The following is a 23,930-nucleotide window of genomic DNA, read 5'->3' as shown; positions in this document are numbered from 1 at the left end:
AAAGGCAAAAGACACGCCCTATTAACATTTATGTAAACTTTCGTTTTATATGTAAGCAATTTGTGCTGTAATTATCCGCTAAGCTATTCGTCAAACTTACTTACATTGTGCTCTTCAATTCATCTCAATGTGGTAGTTACGGTTATGGAAGTCTTTTGGCTTAAATAAGGATATTAAATGCGCTCACTATCGGTACAGTGGAAAATCACCCTGCTTGCAGGCTGCTGTCTAATCATTACTTCACTGTCTCTTATTGGTTTTTCAATCTATAACGCGACCAGTAACCAACAAGTCATCAAATCTCAAAGCTCAGAATCAGTTATCAATAAAACTCAGCAGTTGCTGGCGTCTGTTTCTCAGCTTAATGCTCAAGAAACCCAACGTTATGTAGACGAAGCGGTTTACCGCGCAGAAATGTTAGCAGCCAGTGCTCAGTTTCTAAAGAACAATGCGGATGAAAACTTTACCCCAAGTGAAGAGCTTCGTACTGCGTTAGATGAAATGGTTCGTCGCTCAGTTTTGAACTTTGATTCTATTCAAGGTGCATATTTAGTTTTCCAACCTGATTTACTTGATGGTGAAGATGCGAATTATGTCGATGCGGACTATGTTGGATCTAATGAAAAAGGTCGTTTTGCTCCTTATTGGAAGGTGGCGGATAACGGCGAAAATGTTCTAGCGAACGTTCTGTCAGAACCTATCTTGAGCGATGATAGTAATAGCGAACGCTTTTATTGTCCTTTGTCTTCAGGGCAAACGTGTATTAGTACTCCACGAGTCGTGAACAGCGGTGGTACTGCATTACTTACCTCTTCAATTTCAGTACCTATCTTAGTTGATGATGTTGCTATTGGCTTCTTGGGTATTGACCTAAGGCTAGATGGCTTGACCAGTGTGGTCACGCAATCAGATCAAAGCTTATTTGATGGCGCTGGTGCCGTTTATGTTGTCAGCCTAGACGGTTCGGTTATTGCTTCAGATGACTCTAGTATTGCAGTCGGCTCGGTCTTTCAAAGTGACAATACCAACAGTGATTTAATGACCGACTTTATCTTCGGTGGCGAAGTCACGACTCAATGGAGTGAGAATGGTGAGTGGTTACTCGCATTTGCTCCTGTTACCGCGGCGAACCAAACTTGGGGCGTGTTGTTTGAGATCCCGCGTGAGAGCGTGGTTGCCGATGCTAACCGATTGGATTCAATCATTAGTACTAAAGTAAGCGAAGGCATCCAAACGGAAGTGATTGCAGGCGTCATCTTTATTCTTTTTGGTTTAGCTATTATCGCGTTTTCTTCATTGTCTATTGTTAAGCCTATCCGACAGGTAGTCGAAAGGCTCAATGATATCGCTTCTGGTGAAGGTGATTTGACTCAGCGCTTGGAAGTGAAATCTCAAGACGAAATTGGTCAGTTATCACAAGGGTTTAACCTGTTCTTAGACAAGCTTCAGCACACGATTAAAGAAGTGATTCAAACCACTGAGCAAGTGGCGAGCACGACAAGCCAAGCTAAGGCATCAGCATCAAGTACACGTGAAAGCAGTGAATCTCAATTTAAAGAAGTCGATCTAGTGGCAACAGCCGCAGAAGAGATGACTCAGACTGCTGGCTTAGTGGTACAAAATGCAGAAGTTGCAGTTGATGCTGCTTGTGAAGCGAACCGTTCTGCTCGACAAGGGCAACAAGTCATCGAGCTCTCAGCTGGAGAAATGAGAAAGCTGGTGGAGCGTATGTCGAGCGCTGTTCCTATTGTTGAAGAGTTAGCTAAAAATAACGGTAACATCACCGAAATCTTAAGTGTTATTGAAGGGATCTCAGAGCAAACCAACTTACTAGCATTGAATGCGGCGATTGAAGCGGCGAGGGCGGGTGAGCAAGGGCGAGGTTTTGCTGTTGTAGCTGATGAGGTAAGAAACTTAGCAAGTCGTACACAATCATCGGTTGGTGAAATCAGAGCGGTGATCGACAAGGTTCATGCTGGAACTCAAGATGTTGTTGAAGCGATACAAGAAGGTAATATCTTAGCCAACGATACTGCGTTACATGTTCAAAATGCAGTTGAAGATCTTGGTTCGATTTTCACTTCAATTGAAGAGATCAGCGATATGAATAGCCAGATCGTGAGAGCAGCAGAAGAGCAGCAATCGGTTTCCGGTGAAGTGAATCAAAGTGTGGTTAACATTCGCGACTTAAGTGCGAAAATTTTGGAACAAGCTGCAGCTTCTGAGCAAGTGGGCAGCGAAATCGAGCAACTATCTCAACAGCAACAGAAATTGGTGAATCAATTCAAGGTCTAGTAGTTGAAGGTCTAGTAGTTCACGGTTTGGCTATTTAAGTTTAGCTAACGGTTGAATCGAAAAAGGGACAAATGAAGATTTCATTTGTCCCTTTTCTGTTTTTCTAAGGCTATTAGGCTATTAGGTTCTAGGGCTCGGTGATATTCATCGAAACCAATTAACCAAGTTAGTCTTCGATAAACCAGTAACCTTTATTTACCAATTCAGTCACGACAGTTACACCTGAAGGAGTCAAAGTGGTTGCTGAGTTAATCACCGAGTCATCACACAGTACGTTTAGTAGCGATGAATCCGCTTCTTCAACCTTGACCACTTCACCATTGATGTAAGCCGTGTTGCTTTCATTCTCATGGTAGAGCGCTTTTAAGCCCGATACTCGACAGATCTCGCCTTCTGACTCTAAGTGCTGAGCGATCTCTTCTTCTGTCCATAATGGCTCAGGAGCGACGATATCAAGCTGGTGGCGTGATTGGCTTAGCAAACATCCCATGAATTCGCTGATGGTTTCAGGTTGCTCTAATGCAGATTTCAACATATCAGTTAGATTGCTTAAATCCGATGAACGAATTTTGCCGTAGCCTTCTTGCGTTTTGAATTCTGGATCGTGCAGGTGTACGTCACCCATATCATGAGCAAGCACAAAATCGGCGAAGTTGCTGATTAGCTCTTGCTCTTTAGGAGAGCGGTAGCCTATAGAATAGCTCATTGATGGCTCTAACGTGTTGCCTTCATGCGGGAAACCCGGTGGGATATAAAGGATATCGCCCGGCTCTAAGGTTTCATCAATGATCGGTTCAAAACCTTCGATTTGACGAAGTGCAGAAGCTTGGACTGTCTCTTTGTATTGGCCCACATCTTTTGCGCCGACTTTCCACTGGCGTTTACCTTGACCTTGAATGATGAATACGTCGTATTGATCAATATGGGGGCCAACGCCACCTTCTGGTGCTGAGTAGCAGATCATTAGGTCGTCGAATAACCAGTTTGGTAAAGCTTGGAACGCTTCTGTCAGCTGATTTGCACCTTGGTGCCAGTGATTCGCTGCTTGAACGATCAATTGCCAATGTGTTTCAGTTAGCTCGCCAAATTTCTCTTCTGAGAATGGACCATGTTCTGCAGTCCATTGGTTGTCGAGGTTAGAGACAAAGCGAGAATCCACTTCTTCTTCCATCGATAAACCAGCAAGTTCTTCCGGCGAAATTGGGTCGACGAAGTTTTGGAAGCCACCTTTTAAGATGGTTGGTTTTTTATGCCAGTAGTTTTCAAGAAATTCGGGCATAGAAAAGCTAAGTTGGTACATGTGAATCCTGTATGTTTTTATGCTAGATGCTAGATGCTAGATGCTAGATGCTAGATGCTAGTTTGGCTTGTAAATCTTGTTGGACAATCTTAATTGCTTCTAACGCCACTTTTGGGTCGATTTCGTTGCTTTCGAGCAGATAGATCAGGTCGACAGCTAACTTAACTTCTTCTGGCGCATTATCCAGTGGTGATGATGTGTTATCAGTGTTCATTCCGCTTAGGGTTCTCTAAGTTAATCAGTCTCTCAATATTTTTCATTGAGTCTTCACAGCGTTCTAATCGTTCTTTTGCTAATTGCCAAGCCTCGTCCGCTTTTTTCTTACTGTGGCGAGGCGCAGAATCAAACGCTAACTTTCGTACTCGTACTAAATCGACCAGTCGCTTTTGCCAATCTTGGTGCTGAGCGAGTTCGTTGTATAGGTCGTTGAGATTTTTGCCTGACTTACTTTTTCGGTCTAAGCGTAAATCATGGTTAGCGAGCTCCCTTTGGATTGCTGCTATCTGGTTAGTCAGCTTTTCCGTCAGGTAGTTGGCCCGAGATGCGGTCAGTTGATTTGTATTTTGTTCACGAATAATGGTGTTGTACGTTGCTTGAGTTTCAAGTGCGTAGGGCATTAAAATAGAAGAGCTGCACTTAAATAAGATTCGGTCAAACAAGGCTTGATGATAAGCACCACGGGCTTTGTCGACCTGAGAACTGTGCCCAATTAAGGTATCCAGTACACTTTTAAGATTTGAAAAATGGTTCATTTCGCTTCCCATTGGCTGGTGGCTATAAGTTTACAAACCACGCTTCGTAAGCCAGTTTAATCGCAAGGACACTCACAACAGTCACAAAGACAGGTCGTATAAATGTAGCACCAAAGCGAATAGCAGAATGTGCTCCAACAAATGCACCGGCCATCAAACAAAGCCCCATGGTTAAACCTAGAACCCAATCAATATGACCGAGAATCGCAAAGGTCACCAAAGAGGTGAAGTTGCTAGTGAAGTTCATCGCTTTAGACAAACCAGAAGCCAGTAAGATATTTAAGCGATAAAGCGCCATAGAACTCACCGTCCAAAACGCGCCAGTACCTGGGCCTGCAACACCATCATAAAAACCAAGAATGAATCCTTGGTACTTTTGTTTTCTTTTAAGTACCGGGCACGGTTTAGGAGACACATTATGGCTCACATCCGGAGTCTTATGAAAAATGGTATAGACAGCAGCGGCAAGAATAACTAATGGCAATACCTTCTCTAACCATTCTGTACTGATGGCATCAACAGTCAGGGTGCCGATTGTTGCACCTATTAATGTCGATATGAATGCATTGGTCCAACATTCAGGTTTGAACAGTTTCTTACGATAGTAAGTAAAAGCGGCAGTTGATGAGGCAAACGTTGCGGCCAGCTTATTAGTTCCGAGTGCAATATGTGGCGGTAAACCAAGCGATAGCAAAGCTGGGACCGTTAACATCCCTCCGCCACCGGCGACAGCATCGATAAAGCCTGCTGCAAATGCAACCAAGGCAAGTATGACCAACATGGTTGGCTCAATCATTTCCATAAATAGCTAGTGTTCTCGTTATCGGCTGTTAGGGCAGCCACATGAATAATCAATGGATTAGTCATGTTGGGTTGTGAATGCAGGGCCTAGCGATGACAGGCCCATAACTACCTTGAGGGCAGTAAAATTAGTATTTTATTGTTCTTTTAAAAGGCGGTAGCGAATCGAGTAGGGATTTCCCGTATCGCTTCGTGACTATGCGTCTATCAAGGATCGTGACTCTACCAGAATCTCGTTCTTTACGCAGCAATCTACCCACAGATTGAATAAGCTTTTTACTCGCTTCTGGAACAGTAATCTGCATAAAAGGATTACCGCCGCGTGATTCAATATATTCTGAATGTGCTCGCTCTACAGGAGAGGTAGGAACACCAAAAGGAATCTTGGTAATCACGAGGTTTTCAAGTAGCTCACCCGGTAGATCAAGACCTTCAGAAAAGCTACCCGTTCCAAAAAGGACGCTGGTTTTACCTTGGTCTATCAGCTTTTTATGTTTTTTTAGGATTTCGGTTCGTGAAGTATCACCTTGAACCTGCAATGCCCACGACTTTTTAACGAAATCTGTTGCCAAAGCTTCTGCAACTTTATTCATTTGCCAGTAAGAAGAGAATAAAACGAGATTGGCTTTGTTGTCTTCTATTACCTTAGGCAATATTTCAATAAGATATTCAGTAAACTGAGGTGCTTGTGGTTCGTACTTCATTGCAGGAACAACCAGCTCAGCTTGGTTCTGATAATCAAACGGCGATGCCAAAGCAAGAAATTGTACACCGTCTTCGGCTTTTTGACTGATACCAGCTTGATGGCAGAAAAAGTTGAAGGAGTTGAGTGCTCTCATTGTCGCAGAGACGAGTACTGCACCAACACAACGACTCCAGATCTGTTGGTCCAGTTGCCAACCAACCTCTAGTGGCGAAACATTCACAACGAAATCGCCTTCACTTTCTTTATTCAGTTCAAGCCAACGCGCTAAAGGCGCACCTTTTTCGCGTTTAGGTTCAGCCATTAAACGCCAAACTTGGGCAAGGTTCTCTGTTCTTTGTATATAGAAGCCAATTTCTGCAAGCGCAGGCTCCGCCAGTTTTGCTGAAAGCTCTCCGTCTTTAACACGTTCTGCAATCAGGTCTGCAATCTTCGCAACGGCTTGGCTCGCCTTTTGTGTGAGTTGCTTGAGATCTTTAGATTCATTCTCTAGCCAATCAGGTAAGTCGCCATGCTCGAAGCGATACAAGCCGTCTTCAAAGTGGCTTGCATCAAACTGTTTGCTCATTTGAGTCAGGGTAGGGATTAGCTGTTGCACTGAGTTTTGCAGTTCATTTCTAAATCGATGTACACGTTTCTCGTCGGCGAGGCCTGAAAGCTTAGTGATGGATTGATTCAAACGCTCTAACCACGATGCCGCGCCTTTTAAGCTCGCAGCTGCAGAGGAGTGATCTCTGGCTACATGCGGTAAATGGTGAGCTTCATCGAATATATAGATGCTATTTTCTGGCTCAGGCAGTATCACGCCGCCACCAAGGTCAGCATCAGCCATCACTAAACTGTGATTGGCGATAATCACGTCTGCTTTATCTAGCTCTGAGCGCGCTTTTTGGAAAGGGCAGTCTCTGTGCGTAGGCATACTGTTGTTACAGCTGTGCTTATCACTGACGATCATCTGCCAAATCATGTTGTCGATAGGTTTTGGCCACGAATCACGGTCGCCATCCCATTTACCTTGGGTTAGGCTGCGGTACATGGTTTGGAGTTGTTCGATGTCTTTCTTTTTTGGTTTGGACTCGAACATGGCCATTTGTCCACCATCAACCCCACAAGCGGCGGCTAACTTCTCGGTACAACAATAACGCTGTCTACCTTTGGCGAGTATAAAAGAGAACTCTCTATCAGTAAGTCTTCTATATAGAGGGAGATCTTTATTTACGAGCTGTTCTTGAAGCGCAACCGTCGCTGTTGAAATGACGATTTTTCGATTGTTTAGCACAGCGACAGGAATCGTTGCCATGAGATAGGCGAGTGATTTCCCGATTCCTGTTCCCGCCTCAGCAACAATCATGCGATTACTTTTGTGGTATTGACCACAAAGTGTCTTAGCTATTTCTGCAACTAGGTAATTTTGAGCACGTCGAGGTACAAAGTTGTCCAACTGGTCTTGGAGGTTTTGATAACTGGTGCGAATGGATTTTTGAATTTTAGTAGTTAGCATACTGTGACCTACATAACGGAGCGAGGATAGTAGCACATATCACTGGTCGGTACATTTGCGGCGAAATAGCCTGCTTTTGAATCAAAGGTAGATCTTGTTCACAAAAAAAAACTGAACCATCAGGAACTTAACGATTTTATTTATGTTGTGAAATGTATATATTAAAAAAGACTGACTTGTAGGTGTTAAGTTCTGATTTGATGTTTTTTTATTGGATTTTATAGATTTAAATTCTGTTATGTTCCTTTTTTATATTATTATATTTCCTGATAAAACTAAGGATAAGTTACTCGTAAAACAATGAAAAAAAATGTAAGTCATTGGTTTTTATTGGTTTGTGTTTTTTTTAGATGTGTTTTTAGTTTATTTGACACGCAGGATAATCTTTTGCAATCTAGACCTCGAAATTTAGTGACGGTGATTAACCAACAAAGAGTGGTAATGACCAGTCGCAAAAAATAAAAAAAGGGAACCGGGCAAGGATCTCCCATTCTTAGAAAAGGCAGTGGATTTATTATGAAAAAGACTCTTTTAGCGCTAACAATCGCAGCAGCTTCAACTTCAGCTTTCGCGAACGTAGAACTAGGCAACGCAAAACCAACATTCGAATTTGACCCAATGCACAAAGAGCAGTTCTCTGTTTCTGGCGCAATCGGTGTGGGTGGTTACTACGATACTAAAACTAACGCTATGTACGATGACTGGGCAACAGCTCTTACTCTAGCTGTTAGCTACAAAAACAACCGTATCGTTGGTTACTTCGAAACTGATTTCGAACTTAACTGGACAACTGATGAAAACGACAACGGCTTCGATGTTAAAAACGAATTCGGTACTGACGTTGATAAAGCATGGTTAGGTTTTGACACTGGTGTTGGTGTTGCATCTTTCGGTTGGGAAAATGACACTGCTCTTGATAAAGTTGATGGCGCTGGCGACATGACTTACGAGTTCGGTTCTTCTGCTGGCGATGCATCTGACGCATTTAACGTAGTTAAGTTCCAAGGCGCGACTTCGGGTTTCGCTTACGGTGTTTCTTACTTTGAAACAAACGAAAGCCACTCATCACCTAAAAACGATAAAGGTGTGAATGGTTACGTTGGTTACGAAAGCGAAATCGCAAACGTATACGGCGGTTACGAGACTCGTGATGACGCTGATTACCAAGTTTACTCTGTATCTGGTAACTCTAAGATTGGTGAGCTAGACTTGGGTGTTAACTTCTGGATCAACGACGGTGACAAGTCAGATCTAGTTGGTAAAAACACTACTAACCTAGAAACTACTGGTTACTACTTATCTGCTGGCTACCCAGTAACAGAGCAACTAACTCTTGCTGCTGGTTACAATGCTAACTCAACTACTGAAGATGCTAAGTTTGACAATGATACTTCTACAATTAACGTTGCAGCAATGTACACGCTTAATGACCGCGTAGACATGGGTATCGATATCGCTCAGCAACTTGATGCGGGTAAAGACACTACTTCAGGTGTTTCTAAAGACGAAGAAACTTTCATCTTCGCTGCTGCATTCTACAGCTTCTAATAGTTACTTAATTAGTAATTGTTAAATGTTGATAAAAGCCAGTCTTAGGACTGGCTTTTTTGTGCCTGAAAATTATTAACGAATATAAAAATGGCCGCTTATATAGCGACCATTTCTCTACTTATCGAAGTATCACTTTAAATCTCTTTCCACTCACCCGGTTGAAGCTGACCCACGTTCATGTTGCCCATTGAATAGCGAATAAGTCGCAGGGTAGGGAAGCCGATATTTGCTGTCATTCGTCTCACCTGACGGTTACGCCCTTCAATGATAGTAATCGCTAACCATGTTGTCGGTATTGCGGCTCTGAAACGCACTGGAGGGGTTCTTTCCCACACAACAGGTTCAGACATCACCTCAACCTGAGCAGGCAGTGTCATACCGTCTTTTAGCTCCACGCCTTTTCTCAATTTATCTAAATCTTCCTCAGAAGGTGCGCCTTCGACCTGCACCCAGTAAGTCTTTGGTGATTTTGAGTTTGGTTGAGTTAACTTAGCTTGGAAGATGCCATCATTGGTCAAGACCATTAACCCTTCACTGTCGCGATCAAGTCGACCCGCTGCGTAAACATCTTTAACCGGAATAAAGTCGGCGAGTGTTTTCCTGCCTTCGCCATCAGTGAACTGGCTGAGAGTATCGAAAGGCTTGTTGAACAAAATGACTTTGCGATCTTCGATTGCCACCTTAGGTTTCACGTTGGTAGGTTTGCTTTTATATCGGTGCTTACTCGAGTGCGACTTTTTATGCGAATTACCCGTGTTATTTTTATCACTGCTTCGGTTTTGTCTATTACCGCTTTGTTTTAATGTTGCACCAGCACGAGCTGGTTTGTCTGAACGAGATACGCTGTGTGAGCGAGTAGACATGTTAACTACCTTGCAAAAATGTAAACGAAGTGTGCTGAAAAGTTTTCACTGAAACGGAATTGAGCTATCATTTGCGCGCCTAAAAGACACAAAATAGAACAAGTTGATGGACTCTTAAGCCTGATTTGTTTAATTATACCTTCGTGTTTTATTATAACAACGCACTCACGGATTTGGTTCATGCTGTCATCAAGATTGCATGAAAAATAAGATAGAGTACGACTATCGAGTAAGCAGTTTTCATTCTTTGAGTGGCTTACTGGTCAATTTATAACATGCTCACTACTTTAAATGAGCTTGTAAGAACTATAGGGAAATTTCATGCCTACTGAAAAACCAACGATCATCTATACCATTACAGATGAAGCTCCGGCGCTAGCAACTTACTCTCTACTGCCAATCATTCAATCTTTTACAGCTTCTTCTGGTATTAACGTTGATACTCGCGACATTTCACTTGCAGGGCGCATTATTGCCAACTTCCCTGACTATTTGAACGAAGAGCAACGTATTGGTGATGCATTAGCAGAACTAGGTGAATTGGCTAAGACACCAGAAGCGAACATTATCAAGCTTCCAAACATCTCGGCATCTGTACCTCAGCTTCAAGCAACGATCAAAGAGCTACAGTCAAAAGGTTACGCACTTCCTAATTACCCAGAAGAAGCAAACACTGACGAAGAGAAAGCCGTTAAAGCGACTTACGATAAAATTAAAGGTAGTGCAGTAAACCCTGTGCTACGTGAAGGTAACTCGGATCGCCGAGCACCACTTTCTGTTAAGAACTATGCGAAGAAGAACCCACACTCAATGGGTGCATGGTCTGCAGATTCTAAGTCGCACGTTTCAAGTATGGATGACAAAGACTTCTTCGGTAGTGAAAAGTCAGTAACGATTGAAGGTGCCACAGAAGTGAGCATCGAATTTGTTGGCAAAGATGGCGCGAAGAAAACACTGAAGCCAGCTTTTGCACTACAAGATAAAGAGATCATTGATGCGTCAGTGATGAACAAAGCTGCTTTGGTTGCGTTCTTTGAGAAAGAAATCGCATCGGCTAAAGAGCAAGGCGTACTGCTTTCTCTTCACATGAAAGCGACGATGATGAAAGTGTCTGACCCAGTGATTTTTGGTCATGCGGTTAAGGTTTACTACAAAGATGTATTCGCTAAGCACGGTCAACTGTTCAACGAGTTAGGTGTTGATGTAAATAACGGCATCGGCGATGTATACGCAAAAATCGCTGCACTTCCTCAAGATCAGAAACAGGCAATCGAAGCTGACCTACAAGCAGTATACGAAACTCAGCCTCCACTAGCGATGGTTGACTCAGACCGCGGTATTACTAACCTACACGTTCCAAGTGATATCATTGTTGATGCATCTATGCCTGCAATGTTACGTTCTTCAGGTCAAATGTGGGATCCAGAAGGTAAGCAAAAAGACACGAAAGCAATGATTCCAGATCGTAGCTACGCGAGCATCTACCAAGCGGTTATTGATTTCTGTAAAGAGAACGGTGCTTTCGACCCTACAACGATGGGCAGTGTACCAAACGTTGGTCTAATGGCTCAAAAAGCGGAAGAGTACGGTTCTCATGATAAGACTTTCATCCTTGAAGCTGCTGGTCAGGTTCAAGTTGTAGACGCTTCAGGTTCAGTGCTTCTTGAGCAAGACGTAGAGGAAGGTGATATCTTCCGTATGTGTCAGGTTAAAGATGCACCAATTCAAGATTGGGTTAAACTAGCGGTTACTCGTGCTCGAGCATCGGGTGTTCCTGCGGTATTTTGGCTAGACGCGTCTCGCGCACATGACGCTCAGCTTATTGAGAAAGTAGAAGCTTACCTTCCTGAATACGATACTAATGGTCTTGAAATTAAGATCCTTGCTCCACTTGAAGCAACTCAATATTCATTGGTTCGTATCAAAGAAGGTCTAGATACTATTTCTGTTACAGGTAACGTATTACGTGACTACCTAACGGATTTATTCCCAATTCTAGAGCTTGGTACGTCAGCTAAAATGCTATCGATTGTTCCACTAATGAACGGTGGCGGTCTGTTTGAAACAGGTGCTGGCGGTTCTGCTCCTAAGCACGTGCAACAAGTAGAGAAAGAAAACCACCTGCGTTGGGATTCTTTAGGTGAATTCTTGGCATTAGCGGCATCTCTAGAGCACCTAAGCGTAGTCACTGGCAATGCTAAGGCACAAGTTCTAGCTGACGCGCTTGATAAAGCGACGGGCGAGTTCCTAGATAAAAACAAATCTCCTTCACGTCGAGTAGGTGAGCTTGATAACCGTGGTAGCCATTACTACCTAGCAGCATACTGGGCTAAAGCGCTTGCTGAGCAAACGGTTGACGCTGACCTTGCTGCTGAGTTTGCAGGTGTGGCAAGTCAATTGGCTGAAAGTGAAGAAGCTATCGTTGCTGAGCTAAACAACGCTCAAGGTCCAGCCGGTGATTTAGGTGGTTATTACCTACTTGATGATGCATTGGTTTCATCACTAATGCGTCCAAGCTCAACACTGAACGCATTCATTGACGCATAGTGATTAGACTCACCGTTAGCAAATTATGGTCATGATTTACTAACGAGTTGTTTGGTCTGACAGTTAAATCGTAGACCAGGACAAAACGAAAGACGCTTTAACGATAACGTTAAAGCGTCTTTTTGTATTCATAATGCTTTGCTACACCTAGACCTTGAACTTTTTTGGGGGCAACATCCTCGAGCGAATCGTATTGTGAGCAACGTTATAGCTTCTAGATCGAAAAACCGCTCATTTAATCCTGTATTAGGGGTATCAAATGAGCGGTTTCAATATTCTGCTTACCTGTCAGCCGTTAATTAGGACTGATGGAGGTCAACATGATTTGGCCATCGCCTATTTAGCGGCGCTGCCTTCTACAGGAACAACAGAGCTAGCGTGCGAGCCTTTAGGTCCACTTTCTACTTCATAGTCGACCTGCTGACCTGCCTTTAAGGTTCGATAACCTTCCATCTGTATTGTGGAGTAATGCGCGAAAATATCGCCGTCTTCACCTTCTGGACAAATAAAGCCAAACCCTTTGGCATTGTTAAACCATTTTACTGTACCTGTAGCCATGCTATACATCCCTCATGCATTTTATTACTAACGTTGTTATATCAATTGTTGTAAGTGCGATTGATATCATTCCTACCAACTAAAGAATTTCAGCTGATAGCTTGAATCTCATACATTGCTTACGGAAATTAACGCTACCCTGCGTAATTATTCCTTATTGTTCATTCTTAACGCGTATTACTCGATTTTGAATCTTGTTATAAAGTTGTATCAGAAAAACCTTTTAGCTCCAATGTAGCTAATGATTGAGCGCAGTCAATAGTAAATTGGTATAAAAGTGATCAATTTTAATAACAAATCACATTCGAGATTAACTGCAAACTATTAACTAAATAGTAACTTAGCGGTAATCTTATCGTTAGTATCAATAGTTATGGTGTCTTTTTAATCAATCACATATGTTAATCCTGTTAATAGAGATCTTTTATTTGCAGCGATGGAAATGGTGGATTAGGCTCAGTATAGAGGAATATTTTTTGGTACTGTTTCTCGGTGCAGTTTCTTAGTACACCGTAATGCGTGAATGTGGTAAATTTGAATGACGTAACACTCACGACTTCCGAAAAATAACTCTTAGCAAAGCGATATGAGCAGAAACTTTGAATGGGCATCTCCAGGCTCAGATTTACTGGAGAAAGAAGAGACAAAAGTAAAGCCACCGGCGATGTATAACGTTGTATTGAATAACGATGACTACACGCCTATGGGCTTTGTAATCGAGATCCTAGAGCGATTCTTCTCACTAGATATCGAACAAGCAACGGAAGTGATGCTCAAGGTTCATTATGAAGGTAAAGCTATATGCGGCACATACAGTGCTGAAATAGCGGAAACAAAGGTAGCGCAAGTAAAGATGTACTCAAAGGAAAATGAGCATCCGCTACTATGTACAATGGAGCAAGTATAAATTGCTCGAACAACACTGTTGTTCCCTTAGGAGGTACTTATGCTAAATAAAGAATTAGAGACGAGTTTAAATGGTGCATTTGCTCGTGCGCGAGACAAGCGACATGAATTCATGACTGTCGAACACCTCCTACTAGCATTATTAGAAAATGATGCGGCCAAGGAAGCGCTCCAAGCTTGTCAGGCTGATCTCGATGCTCTTCGCAATGAGCTCGATATTTTTATCGATCAAACAACCCCACTTATCCCAGAAAGTGACGAGACTCGTGAGACTCAGCCTACGTTGAGCTTCCAACGAGTACTTCAACGCGCTGTTTTTCATGTTCAGTCTTCAGGCCGTAGCGAAGTTACAGGTGCAAATGTACTTGTGGCTATTTTCAGTGAGCAAGAATCTCACGCGGCATATTTACTCAAGAAAAACGATATTAGTCGCTTAGATATTGTTAACTTTATTTCTCATGGCATTACCAAAGCCAGTAACGAAGGTGATAGTTCATCACCGTCTGACTCATTTGGTGGCGCAGAGAATGCAGAAGAAGCTAACTCTGAAGATCGTCTAGAAAATTTTGCAACTAACCTTAACGAAGTGGCGAAACAAGGTAATATCGACCCGCTTATCGGGCGTGATAAAGAGCTTGAGCGTACGGTTCAAGTTCTATGTCGTCGTCGTAAAAACAACCCTTTGTTAGTGGGTGAAGCGGGTGTGGGTAAGACCGCAATCGCTGAAGGTCTTGCATGGCGTATTGTTGAAGGTCAAGTACCTGAAATTATTCAGAGTAGTGTGATTTATTCTTTAGATATTGGTTCACTTCTAGCTGGGACCAAATACCGTGGTGACTTTGAGAAACGTTTTAAAGCGATTCTCAAGCAACTAGAGAAAGAAGAAGACGCAATCCTATTCATTGATGAGATCCACACCATTATTGGTGCAGGTGCAGCATCGGGTGGTCAGGTTGATGCGGCAAACTTAATTAAGCCACTACTAAGCAGCGGTAAATTACGTTGCATCGGCTCAACGACATACCAAGAGTACAGCAGCATTTTTGAGAAGGAGCGTGCTTTAGCTCGTCGCTTCCAGAAAATTGATATTATTGAACCATCGTTAGATGACACAACCAAGATTCTGATCGGTTTGAAGCCAAAATACGAAGCTCACCACGAAGTGCGTTACACCAACAAAGCGTTGCGTGCCGCTGTGGAGTTGTCAGCTAAATACATTAATGAACGTCACCTTCCAGATAAGGCAATTGACGTGATTGATGAAGCCGGCGCTCGTAGTCGTTTGGCACCAGCAAGCCGTCGTAAGAAAACGGTAAGCGTGGCTGATATTGAGTCAATGGTTGCGAAAATGGCTCGTATTCCTGAGAAGTCAGTATCATCTTCAGACAAAGATACGTTACAGAAACTGGATGACCGCATGAAAATGTTGGTATTCGGACAAGACCCAGCGATCGATGTATTGAGCGAAGCGATTAAGCTGACTCGTGCAGGATTGGGTGCAGACAATAAACCTGTTGGTTCATTCCTATTCGCTGGTCCTACTGGTGTAGGTAAAACAGAGGTTACTGTACAGCTGTCTAAGTTGATGGGTATTGAACTGTTGCGCTTTGACATGTCTGAGTACGGTGAGCGTCACTCTGTGAGCCGTTTGATCGGTGCTCCTCCTGGTTATGTTGGTTATGACCAAGGTGGTCTACTCACTGATGCTGTAATCAAGAATCCACACTCTGTTGTGTTACTTGATGAGATAGAGAAGGCTCACCCAGATATCTTTAACTTGTTACTACAGGTGATGGACAACGGCACGCTAACTGACAACAACGGTCGTAAAGCGGATTTCCGTAACGTGATCCTTGTGATGACGACCAATGCTGGTGTTGCTGAAACTGAGAAGAAATCGATCGGTTTGATCCAACAAGATCATGCGCCAGACGCGATGGGTGAAATCAAAAAGGTATTTACACCTGAGTTCCGTAACCGTCTTGATAATGTCATTTGGTTCAACAGCCTTGATCCAAGTGTGATTAACCAAGTTGTTGACAAGTTCATTGTTGAGCTTCAGGTTCAACTGGACGCTCGAGGCGTGTCTTTAGAAGTTTCTGAGGATGCTCGTCATTGGTTAGCTGAAAGAGGTTATGACAAGACTATGGGTGCGCGTCCTATGGGACGAGTGATTCAAGAGAAGCTTAAAAAGCCTCTTGCTAATGAGTTACTGTTTGGTAGTTTGGTTGATGGCGGTACGGTTAAAGTATCCCTGATAAAAGACGATCTAGATTTCATCTATGTTGGTGCTAAAGAAGAGGTTATGCATTAAGCCTATTTTTTAACAGCTTAAGCTGTTGCTAACTGCTTATTGAGAGCGCGGTACAGCTAATCACGATAATAAACGCATGACTTCGGTTGTGCGTTTTTTTTTAGTTATAGAGTAGCTGAAACAAAGAGAAAGCTGTGGATTGGGGCTGAGGCACTGTTTGACCATAAACCGTTTATGCTGGCTAACCTACGCATATACAAACAGCGATTGGTGACACTGTTATTGGTGATACAGTTATTAAGGAAAAGTGTATTGCAGGGGAATGTTACGAGAGACTGAAGGTATTGTTGGGGCTCTTGGTGAGCGAAGTGAGCTAACCAGGTGTTTCTTTAGTGTTTGTTTGGTCGATAAAAAACGGAGCATCAAGCTCCGCTTCTTATCGTATTCGGTAATTAAAAATTAACGAGCACGGAAGACGATGCGGCCTTTAGAAAGGTCGTATGGAGTCATCTCAACAGTTACTTTATCACCAGTAAGAATACGGATGTAGTTTTTACGCATTTTACCAGAGATGTGTGCTGTCACTACGTGACCGTTTTCAAGCTCAACACGGAACATCGTGTTTGGTAGAGTATCAAGGACCGTGCCTTGCATCTCGATTACGTCTTCTTTAGCCATCTAATCCTCTTTCGAAATTTGGCGGTTTTCAACGGCTTGATTGTGCCGTTAAAATCAAAATATGTAAAGTTGTCGCGTATTCTACCCTTGCCACCGCTGATTTACTAGCCTTTGATGACGTTGAAATCGTACTTTATAGTTCATCGCAGGACATTCATCGATTTGATAACCCAAATATAACCACTGTTTCTGTTCTTTCTGGGCGTGCTGGATTTGAAACAGAACACCTAGTGTTCCCATAGAGATGTCGATATCAGGATCGAAGAAGGTGTAAAATGCGCTTGTGCAGTGAGACATCACATCAGTGACGGCGATGCCGACTAACTGGCTATCATCATAGATGTGCATGAACTTTGTGGCAAGCCATTCATTTTTAGAGAATTGTAGAAACTCTTCTTTTTTTGGGGGATACATGGTTCCCGAACGGTGACGAGCGGTTATATAGCGACTATATAAGTCAAACCAGTTGTCATCCATCTCGTCTTTCAATTCCCAACGCAGTGATTTGGCTTTGTTGAGGATTCGTCGTTGGCTTTTGGAAAACTTGACCTCGGGAATCGAGAGGCGAATAGCTTGGCACGCAGAGCAATTATCGCAATGTGGCTTATAAATGGTCGATCCACTGCGGCGAAATCCGTTGGCGAGCAGGACTTCATAATTATCTGAAGTATGCATGTGTTCATCAAGCGTGACTGCCACTCTTTCTTGAAGATGTGGCAGGTAGCTGCAAGCATGGTTATCGGTCAATCCAATTCTGATTTGTTGTAAATCTGAACTCATGAAGGCGTTCCCTCTAGCCATTGTGATTTAAAACATCCATCGCTAAGTTGATTTTCTTTAAGTATTTTCAAAGCACTAAGGAACTCATCTCTTTCTACTTCGATAGCGCCTAACGAGTTCAAATGAGGGTTCATGACTTGGCAATCGATGAGCTTTCCCCCGAATCGTGTAAAGTGTTCACAAAAGTACCACAGTGCAATTTTAGAGGCATTGGTCTTCAGACTAAACATCGATTCACCACAAAAGACTTGGCCTCTTTGTAAGCCGTATAGTCCGCCGATAAGCTCGTCGCCTTGCCAAACCTCAACGGAGTGGCAGAAGCCTAATGAAGAAAGTTCGCGGTACGCTGACTGCATGTCACCGTTTAGCCAAGTTTCTTCTTCGGGTCTTAGCGAGGAGCAGTAGCCAATCACTTTGTCTGTCGCTTGGTTGATGCTGACACGGTAATTATGCTTTCTTTGAAACTTTTTAAGACTTTTTGACGGTTCGAATGTCTTAGGATTAAATACCGCTCGTGGTGCTGGGCTCCACCAAAGTATAGGCTCCCCTGGGCCATACCATGGAAATATACCTTGGCTATAAGCGTTTAAAATTCGCATGGGTGACAAATCACCACCGAAGGCGAGCAGACCGTTAGGTTCATCAAGCGCGTCGAAAGGCGAAGGAAACTCTATACTAGTAGTATCAAGCTCGGTTAGGTATATAGTCATAAGTACCGCGTTACAGATTAATCACTGACCAAGAGGTCTTTAGGAGTTTTACCATGAAAAAGTTGCTTTGGATTTTACTTGTTTTGCCCATGTTGGCAAATGCAGCTTACAACAGAAACCAAGCTCGACCAGTCAATGAGGTCGTTTATGGTGAGATTGACACGGTCAGATACATTACCCAACAAGAGATCGTAGAGTCGAAAGCGAATGGTTGGGAAACCTTGTTAGGTGCGGCTATTGGTGGCTTGATTGGTAATCAATTTGGTGGCGGTACCGGCAAAGAAGTCGCAACGGCCGTCGGTGCTGTGGCGGGCGCCGGGATTGCTCGCAATCGAGGTAACACACAATACAAAGTGGAATATAAGCTCGTCGAATTATTGGTCAAAACTAAAGATGACAAGTTGGTTAACATCATTCAAGACGTCGATAGCTCGATGTTGTTTAACCGAGGTGATGATGTGCGAATTCTCTATTTTTCAGACGGCGTCCGAGTTGATCTCGTGTACTAGTATGTAAATGTGTTTAGTTGGCTAATTAATCGCCTTTATCGAGGGGATTAGCTCTGGAGTTCATTGGAAAAGTTCGTTAGTCTGCAAGTACGAAGAATTATTCATCACCCGAAAATAAATACGCGCCAGTGACTTCGGGTGGTACAAGGACTATAAGATTTAATGGAAAGCCTTACGTTACAACCAATTCAAAAAGTGAGCGGGGAAGTTAATCTACCTGGCTCAAAAAGTGTTTCCAACCGTGCGCTTCTTTTGGCTGCACTTTCAACTGGAACCACGCGCCTAACAAACTTACTAGACAGTGATGATATTCGCCATATGCTGAATGCTTTGACGCAATTAGGTGTTGATTATCAGCTGTCTGCAGATAAAACCGTCTGTGAAGTGACGGGTGTGGGTGGTGCATTCTCAAGTGACAAAATCCTAGAGCTTTTCTTAGGCAATGCGGGTACGGCGATGCGCCCGCTGGCTGCTGCACTTTGTTTGGGGCGTGGTGAATATGTTCTGACTGGCGAGCCTCGCATGAAAGAGCGACCAATCGGTCACTTAGTGACAGCACTGCAAGAAGCCGGCGCCGACGTTGAATACCTAGAAAACGAAAATTACCCACCATTGAAGATCACGGGTACTGGCCTTAAAAGCGGTACGGTTTCAATCGATGGTTCTATCTCTAGCCAATTTTTGACGGCATTTTTGATGGCTGCGCCTTTAGCTGAAGGTGAGGTAACAATCAAAATTGAGGGTGAATTGGTTTCTAAACCTTACATCGATATCACGCTACACATTATGAAACAATTTGGTGTGGATGTGATCAACAACGATTACCAAGAGTTCGTAATTCCGACTGGGCAATCTTACTCAGCACCGGGGGATTTCTTGGTTGAGGGTGATGCATCATCTGCGTCATATTTCCTTGCTGCCGCAGCGATTAAAGGCGGTGAGATTAAAGTAACGGGTATTGGTAAAAACAGTATCCAAGGTGATATCCAATTTGCTGATGCGCTTGAGAAAATGGGTGCGGAAATCGAATGGGGTGACGACTACGTTATCTCTCGTTGTGGTGAGCTGAAAGGCATCGATATGGACTATAACCATATCCCAGATGCAGCGATGACTATCGCAACGACAGCTTTGTTTGCTAAAGGTACAACGGCAATCCGTAATGTTTACAACTGGCGTGTGAAAGAGACCGATCGCTTAGCGGCTATGGCTACAGAGCTTCGTAAAGTTGGCGCAGAGGTAGAAGAAGGTGAAGATTACATCATCGTTAACCCTGTTACTCAACTGACACATGCGGCGATCGATACCTATGATGATCACCGTATGGCGATGTGTTTCTCGCTGGTTGCCTTGAGCGATACTCCTGTGACAATTAATGACCCAGGTTGTACTTCAAAGACTTTCCCTGACTACTTCGACAAGCTGAAAATGCTGAGTCAATAAAAATGCTAAGCATATAAAGGTCCAGGAAGTAAAAAAGCTTGCCTAAATGGCAAGCTTTTTCGTTATTGTTGAAGCGTAAATTCTTTTGAAAGATGGTGCGCTAAGTATTTAAACATGTTAAATACTGCGGTTGTATTCTCTGTCGGCATTCCATTGCTGTCTAAGAAGTATTCACCTTTGAAGATGAGGACATCGTCTTTTTCTACTACGCTGTTTGCGCGCATGCCTTCAATGTAGTCATCATGTGATTGGATAATTTGGTTTGCGATAAGCAGTAAATCAAATTCTGCTATTACTTTCTTTGTCATGAGTTTATCTCTGATAACTGAATATAACGTTGAGTTTATGGTGTCGAACTAGAAATTCAATGATTTCACAACCGATTAAGAGAGTCTTTTCAAACATCCACAATTTATTTTGTGATTTACGGCAAAAATAATTGAATGGGGCTCGCGTTAGATTCGCGGACAAGCTTAGTATGAGCCCGTTTAGACGTAATGCCTGATGAATAGGCTCTTGCAAGTATTCTTAGTGAGTACTTTATAGCTTCTTTATATTGTGCCCCTTTTCTCTATGAGTCGTCGAATTGTCGAGCGATCAGATCCAATTTTGAAAAAAGCGGTTGATCTTCTAGTAATCTCGCACAATAGTAAAAAAAGAAGCAATGAATTTAGAATATCATGCGTAAAAGCCCACAAGCTAAATTGTTGGTGCTGAAGCATCGTGATTAAGGACGTTAGAGTCAATATGGGTAAATCGCTCGTTATAGTGGAGTCGCCAGCCAAGGCTAAAACTATCAATAAATATCTTGGCAAAGACTTTGTCGTTAAGTCGAGTGTAGGTCACGTACGTGATTTACCAACGGCGGGTCAAAGTACTGGTCAAAAGGCTGCTGCAGTTTCAACCAAGGGTATGAGCCCAGAAGATAAAGCTCGTATCAAGAAAGAAAAAGATCGCAAAGCTCTCATTAAAAAGATGGGTATCAACCCATATCAAGAGTGGGAAGCGAACTACCAAATTTTACCTGGTAAAGAAAAAGTCGTTGCTGAATTGCAAAAACTGGCTGAGAACGCAGACCATGTTTATCTCGCAACCGATTTGGACCGCGAAGGAGAAGCTATCGCATGGCACCTTCGTGAGATCATCGGTGGTGATGAAACGCGATACAAGCGAGTGGTTTTTAACGAAATCACTAAAAATGCTATTCAACAAGCTTTTGAAACTCCAGGTGAGCTAAACATTGATGGCGTAAACGCACAACAAGCACGACGTTTTATGGACCGTGTTGTTGGCTTTATGGTGTCACCACTGCTTTGGAAGAAAGTAGCACGAGGCCTATCCGCTGGCCGTGTTCAATCAGTCGCTGTAAAACTACTGGTTGAGCGCGAGCGCGAGATCAACGCTTTTATCCCCGAAGAGTTCTGGGATGTGCATGCTGATACCAAAACAGCAGAGAAAACAGATTTCAGACTGCAAGTCGCTCAGAAAGACGGTGTTGCGTTTAAACCTGATAATGAAGCGCAAACACAAGCTGCAGTTAGCGTTTTAGAAAAAGCGCAATACGAAGTATGTAAACGTGAAGACCGCCCTACTAAGAGTAAGCCGTCTGCACCTTACATCACGTCTACGCTGCAACAAGCGGCGAGTACGCGTCTTGGTTACGGCGTGAAGAAAACCATGATGCTGGCTCAACGTTTGTATGAAGCGGGTTACATCACTTATATGCGTACTGACTCAACGAACTTGAGTTCAGAAGCTGTAGAAGCCGCTCGTGAATACATTGGTTCTGAGTACGGTGCGCAATATCTTCCACCTAAAGCACTTGTATACGGCAGCAAAGAGGGCGCTCAAGAGGCCCACGAAGCGATTCGTCCTTCAAGTGTAGATGTTAAGTCGGAAGACCTAAACGGCGTAGACGCAGACGCACACAAGCTATATTCACTGATTTGGAATCAATTCGTTGCTTGTCAAATGACACCTGCGCAATACGATTCAACGACAGTAAGCGTTAAAGCGGATGAGTACACGTTAAAAGCGAAAGGCCGTATTCTTAAGTTTGACGGTTGGACTCGCGTTCAACGTCCAATGGGCAAAAATGAAGATACTATTCTTCCTGCTGTACAGGTTGGTGAAAAGCTAGACTTAATCGCACTCGACCCTAAACAGCACTTCACTAAGCCACCAGCACGTTTCACTGAAGCTGCGCTAGTTAAAGAGCTTGAGAAGCGCGGTATTGGTCGTCCTTCAACTTACGCATCAATCATCTCGACGATTCAAGATCGCGGTTATGTAAAAGTTGAACAGCGCCGTTTCTATGCTGAGAAAATGGGTGAAATTGTTACTGACCGTCTGGATGGCAGTTTCAATGATCTAATGAACTATGACTTTACTGCTCGTATGGAGCAGAAGTTAGACCAAATTGCAGAAGGCGAAGCAAGCTGGAAAGGCGTGCTAGATAACTTCTTCGAAGACTTTACTGGCGATTTGGAAAAAGCGGATTTAGACGAAGACGCTGGTGGCATGAAGCCAAATCATATCGTAGAAACCGATATTGAGTGTCCAACTTGTAGCCGTAAAATGGGTATTCGTACGGCTTCGACAGGCGTATTCCTAGGTTGTTCTGGTTATGCACTTCCACCAAAAGAGCGTTGTAAGACAACAATCAACCTTGGTGATGAAGAAGGTATTATCAACGTTCTTGAAGAAGACGTTGAAACAGCAGCACTTCGAGCGAAAAAGCGTTGTCCTATTTGTGAAACGGCAATGGATGCTTATCTGATTGATGATAAGCGTAAGATGCACGTGTGTGGTAACAACCCTAACTGTGAAGGTTATGTGGTTGAACATGGCGAATTCAAAGTCAAAGGCTACGATGGTCCACTTGTTGAGTGTGACAAATGTGGTTCTGACATGGTTCTGAAGAACGGTCGTTTCGGTAAATACATGGACTGTACGAGTGAGGATTGTAAGAACACTCGTAAGATTCTGAGAAATGGCGAAGTAGCGCCACCTAAAGAAGACCCTGTGCATTTCCCTGAACTTCCATGTGAAAACTCAGATGCGTACTTCGTACTTCGTGACGGTGCTTCTGGTCTATTTATGGCTGCGAGCAACTTTCCTAAATCACGTGAAACACGTGCGCCATTAGTGGAAGAGCTGGTGCGTTTTAAAGACCGTATTTCACCTAAATTCCAATACCTGACATCAGCACCAGTTGCTGATCCTGATGGCAAGCCGACAGTCGTTCGTTTTAGTCGTAAGACAAAAGAGAACTACGTTCGTACTGAAGCGGATGGCAAACCATCTGGTTGGACTGCGTTGTACATCGATGGTAAGTGGGAAATTACGGATAAACGTAAAAAGCCTAAAGAGAAGTAACTGAACGTTATTTGAAAAAAACAGCCATTAGGCTGTTTTTTTTTGACCAAAATACGACTAATTATGCAACTGGTTGATTTGCCGTGTCGATTGCGAGAATTTATTAAATTCACAGAGTAAAATAAATGGAGATGATTAATCATATCTTCTTATGCAACTTTAACGAGAATGTAACTTAATTCAAATATTGTAACTCAAAGATCAGTGTTTAGTTGTATACCTGATGTGTGACGGGTGTTAATGTAATGTTTCGCCCGAACGGTGTAGTGTGAGCTGCTTTAAGTCTTAGGAAAGCAATCAGCTTACATAGCACAGAATGGCGTATTAAAAATTGAAATCGACCGAAAAGTCGATAACGTATATAAAACCAAGTGCAAAGAATAGTGCACGCATAACAACGT

Annotated in this window: 19 protein-coding genes; 8 read left to right on the top strand and 11 right to left on the bottom strand. The window is 43.1% G+C overall.

The window, feature by feature from the left end:
• Positions 1–177 precede the first annotated feature (177 nt).
• Positions 178–2,295, top strand: a complete 2,118-nt coding sequence (locus AC3CID_RS10375; protein WP_017078152.1) for a methyl-accepting chemotaxis protein — start codon at positions 178–180, stop codon at positions 2,293–2,295.
• 166 nt (positions 2,296–2,461) lie between these two features.
• Here AC3CID_RS10375 and AC3CID_RS10370 read toward each other — a convergent pair whose 3' ends face one another.
• From AC3CID_RS10370 to dinG, 5 genes are all read right to left on the bottom strand, one after another.
• Positions 2,462–3,595, bottom strand: coding sequence for a ribosomal protein uL16 3-hydroxylase (locus tag AC3CID_RS10370; RefSeq protein WP_076648125.1), 1,134 nt, complete (start codon positions 3,593–3,595; stop codon positions 2,462–2,464).
• A 43-nt stretch (positions 3,596–3,638) separates the two neighbouring features.
• On the bottom strand, positions 3,639–3,809 hold the full coding sequence (gene rsmS, locus AC3CID_RS10365) for a pleiotropic regulatory protein RsmS (RefSeq protein ID WP_004736541.1): 171 nt from the start codon (positions 3,807–3,809) through the stop codon (positions 3,639–3,641).
• On the bottom strand, positions 3,799–4,347 hold the full coding sequence (locus AC3CID_RS10360) for a primosomal replication protein (protein WP_428784947.1): 549 nt from the start codon (positions 4,345–4,347) through the stop codon (positions 3,799–3,801). The genes rsmS and AC3CID_RS10360 overlap by 11 nt, the downstream gene beginning before the upstream one ends.
• A 22-nt stretch (positions 4,348–4,369) precedes the next feature.
• Positions 4,370–5,149, bottom strand: coding sequence for a sulfite exporter TauE/SafE family protein (locus tag AC3CID_RS10355; protein ID WP_004736543.1), 780 nt, complete (start codon positions 5,147–5,149; stop codon positions 4,370–4,372).
• 127 nt (positions 5,150–5,276) lie between these two features.
• Positions 5,277–7,352, bottom strand: coding sequence for an ATP-dependent DNA helicase DinG (gene dinG / locus AC3CID_RS10350; RefSeq protein ID WP_488526514.1), 2,076 nt, complete (start codon positions 7,350–7,352; stop codon positions 5,277–5,279).
• 516 nt (positions 7,353–7,868) lie between these two features.
• Between dinG and AC3CID_RS10345 the strand changes: the two genes are divergently transcribed.
• Positions 7,869–8,900 carry a porin gene (locus AC3CID_RS10345; RefSeq protein WP_171327798.1) on the top strand — a complete coding sequence of 344 codons (1,032 nt, stop codon included), beginning with the start codon at positions 7,869–7,871 and terminating at the stop codon, positions 8,898–8,900.
• Positions 8,901–9,037: 137 nt separating this feature from the next.
• Here AC3CID_RS10345 and AC3CID_RS10340 read toward each other — a convergent pair whose 3' ends face one another.
• A complete protein-coding gene (locus AC3CID_RS10340; RefSeq protein WP_102552830.1) occupies positions 9,038–9,766 on the bottom strand; it encodes a pseudouridine synthase in 729 nt (242 codons plus the stop codon).
• Positions 9,767–10,087: 321 nt separating this feature from the next.
• On the opposite strand from AC3CID_RS10340, the gene AC3CID_RS10335 reads away from it, so the two are divergent.
• Positions 10,088–12,313 carry an NADP-dependent isocitrate dehydrogenase gene (locus AC3CID_RS10335; RefSeq protein ID WP_065605485.1) on the top strand — a complete coding sequence of 742 codons (2,226 nt, stop codon included), beginning with the start codon at positions 10,088–10,090 and terminating at the stop codon, positions 12,311–12,313.
• 336 nt (positions 12,314–12,649) lie between these two features.
• Here AC3CID_RS10335 and cspD read toward each other — a convergent pair whose 3' ends face one another.
• Positions 12,650–12,871 carry a cold shock domain-containing protein CspD gene (cspD, locus tag AC3CID_RS10330; RefSeq protein ID WP_004736548.1) on the bottom strand — a complete coding sequence of 74 codons (222 nt, stop codon included), beginning with the start codon at positions 12,869–12,871 and terminating at the stop codon, positions 12,650–12,652.
• 586 nt (positions 12,872–13,457) lie between these two features.
• Between cspD and clpS the strand changes: the two genes are divergently transcribed.
• The gene (gene clpS / locus AC3CID_RS10325; protein WP_488526513.1) at positions 13,458–13,778 is read left to right on the top strand and encodes an ATP-dependent Clp protease adapter ClpS; all 321 of its coding nucleotides are present in this window, start codon (positions 13,458–13,460) and stop codon (positions 13,776–13,778) included.
• Between the two features lie 39 nt (positions 13,779–13,817).
• Positions 13,818–16,091 carry an ATP-dependent Clp protease ATP-binding subunit ClpA gene (clpA, locus tag AC3CID_RS10320; protein ID WP_004736550.1) on the top strand — a complete coding sequence of 758 codons (2,274 nt, stop codon included), beginning with the start codon at positions 13,818–13,820 and terminating at the stop codon, positions 16,089–16,091.
• 399 nt (positions 16,092–16,490) lie between these two features.
• On the opposite strand, the gene infA is transcribed toward clpA, so the two are convergent.
• The 3 genes from infA to aat all read right to left on the bottom strand — a co-directional run bounded on the left by infA (position 16,491) and on the right by aat (position 18,199).
• Positions 16,491–16,709: a translation initiation factor IF-1 gene (infA, locus tag AC3CID_RS10315; RefSeq protein ID WP_001040192.1), complete on the bottom strand. Its 219-nt coding sequence runs from the start codon at positions 16,707–16,709 to the stop codon at positions 16,491–16,493.
• An 81-nt stretch (positions 16,710–16,790) separates the two neighbouring features.
• Positions 16,791–17,489, bottom strand: a complete 699-nt coding sequence (locus AC3CID_RS10310; RefSeq protein WP_108161193.1) for an arginyltransferase — start codon at positions 17,487–17,489, stop codon at positions 16,791–16,793.
• Positions 17,486–18,199, bottom strand: a complete 714-nt coding sequence (gene aat / locus AC3CID_RS10305) for a leucyl/phenylalanyl-tRNA--protein transferase (RefSeq protein WP_488526512.1) — start codon at positions 18,197–18,199, stop codon at positions 17,486–17,488. Before aat ends, AC3CID_RS10310 begins: the two co-directional genes overlap by 4 nt.
• Before the next feature lie 53 nt (positions 18,200–18,252).
• On the opposite strand from aat, the gene AC3CID_RS10300 reads away from it, so the two are divergent.
• Both AC3CID_RS10300 and aroA read left to right on the top strand, forming a co-directional pair.
• A complete protein-coding gene (locus tag AC3CID_RS10300) occupies positions 18,253–18,708 on the top strand; it encodes an outer membrane lipoprotein (RefSeq protein WP_146455903.1) in 456 nt (151 codons plus the stop codon).
• 162 nt (positions 18,709–18,870) lie between these two features.
• On the top strand, positions 18,871–20,151 hold the full coding sequence (gene aroA, locus AC3CID_RS10295; RefSeq protein WP_488526511.1) for a 3-phosphoshikimate 1-carboxyvinyltransferase: 1,281 nt from the start codon (positions 18,871–18,873) through the stop codon (positions 20,149–20,151).
• Positions 20,152–20,213: 62 nt separating this feature from the next.
• Here the strand turns inward: aroA and AC3CID_RS10290 are convergent, their stop codons facing one another.
• Positions 20,214–20,459 (bottom strand): YciN family protein, encoded by a 246-nt coding sequence (locus AC3CID_RS10290; protein WP_004736440.1) that lies wholly within the window; start codon positions 20,457–20,459, stop codon positions 20,214–20,216.
• 439 nt (positions 20,460–20,898) lie between these two features.
• On the opposite strand from AC3CID_RS10290, the gene topA reads away from it, so the two are divergent.
• Positions 20,899–23,529, top strand: a complete 2,631-nt coding sequence (gene topA, locus AC3CID_RS10285; protein ID WP_054547284.1) for a type I DNA topoisomerase — start codon at positions 20,899–20,901, stop codon at positions 23,527–23,529.
• Positions 23,530–23,930: the final 401 nt, after the last annotated feature.

The sequence above is a fragment of the Vibrio sp. QJM3NY_21 genome (genome assembly GCF_057785975.1).
This window is presented reverse-complemented; position numbering and strand designations above follow the sequence as displayed.

What these genes read in the sequence shown, in the direction of transcription:
- AC3CID_RS10375 (WP_017078152.1), top strand. Translation starts at nt 178, where the DNA reads ATGCGCTCACTATCGGTACAGTGGAAAATCACCCTGCTTGCAGGCTGC.
- AC3CID_RS10340 (WP_102552830.1), bottom strand. Translation starts at nt 9,766, where the DNA reads ATGTCTACTCGCTCACACAGCGTATCTCGTTCAGACAAACCAGCTCGT.
- AC3CID_RS10360 (WP_428784947.1), bottom strand. Translation starts at nt 4,347, where the DNA reads ATGAACCATTTTTCAAATCTTAAAAGTGTACTGGATACCTTAATTGGG.
- cspD (WP_004736548.1), bottom strand. Translation starts at nt 12,871, where the DNA reads ATGGCTACAGGTACAGTAAAATGGTTTAACAATGCCAAAGGGTTTGGC.
- AC3CID_RS10300 (WP_146455903.1), top strand. Translation starts at nt 18,253, where the DNA reads ATGAAAAAGTTGCTTTGGATTTTACTTGTTTTGCCCATGTTGGCAAAT.
- topA (WP_054547284.1), top strand. Translation starts at nt 20,899, where the DNA reads ATGGGTAAATCGCTCGTTATAGTGGAGTCGCCAGCCAAGGCTAAAACT.
- aat (WP_488526512.1), bottom strand. Translation starts at nt 18,199, where the DNA reads ATGACTATATACCTAACCGAGCTTGATACTACTAGTATAGAGTTTCCT.
- AC3CID_RS10355 (WP_004736543.1), bottom strand. Translation starts at nt 5,149, where the DNA reads ATGGAAATGATTGAGCCAACCATGTTGGTCATACTTGCCTTGGTTGCA.
- aroA (WP_488526511.1), top strand. Translation starts at nt 18,871, where the DNA reads ATGGAAAGCCTTACGTTACAACCAATTCAAAAAGTGAGCGGGGAAGTT.
- clpA (WP_004736550.1), top strand. Translation starts at nt 13,818, where the DNA reads ATGCTAAATAAAGAATTAGAGACGAGTTTAAATGGTGCATTTGCTCGT.
- clpS (WP_488526513.1), top strand. Translation starts at nt 13,458, where the DNA reads ATGAGCAGAAACTTTGAATGGGCATCTCCAGGCTCAGATTTACTGGAG.
- AC3CID_RS10290 (WP_004736440.1), bottom strand. Translation starts at nt 20,459, where the DNA reads ATGACAAAGAAAGTAATAGCAGAATTTGATTTACTGCTTATCGCAAAC.
- AC3CID_RS10345 (WP_171327798.1), top strand. Translation starts at nt 7,869, where the DNA reads ATGAAAAAGACTCTTTTAGCGCTAACAATCGCAGCAGCTTCAACTTCA.
- AC3CID_RS10370 (WP_076648125.1), bottom strand. Translation starts at nt 3,595, where the DNA reads ATGTACCAACTTAGCTTTTCTATGCCCGAATTTCTTGAAAACTACTGG.
- AC3CID_RS10335 (WP_065605485.1), top strand. Translation starts at nt 10,088, where the DNA reads ATGCCTACTGAAAAACCAACGATCATCTATACCATTACAGATGAAGCT.
- AC3CID_RS10310 (WP_108161193.1), bottom strand. Translation starts at nt 17,489, where the DNA reads ATGAGTTCAGATTTACAACAAATCAGAATTGGATTGACCGATAACCAT.
- infA (WP_001040192.1), bottom strand. Translation starts at nt 16,709, where the DNA reads ATGGCTAAAGAAGACGTAATCGAGATGCAAGGCACGGTCCTTGATACT.
- dinG (WP_488526514.1), bottom strand. Translation starts at nt 7,352, where the DNA reads ATGCTAACTACTAAAATTCAAAAATCCATTCGCACCAGTTATCAAAAC.
- rsmS (WP_004736541.1), bottom strand. Translation starts at nt 3,809, where the DNA reads ATGAACACTGATAACACATCATCACCACTGGATAATGCGCCAGAAGAA.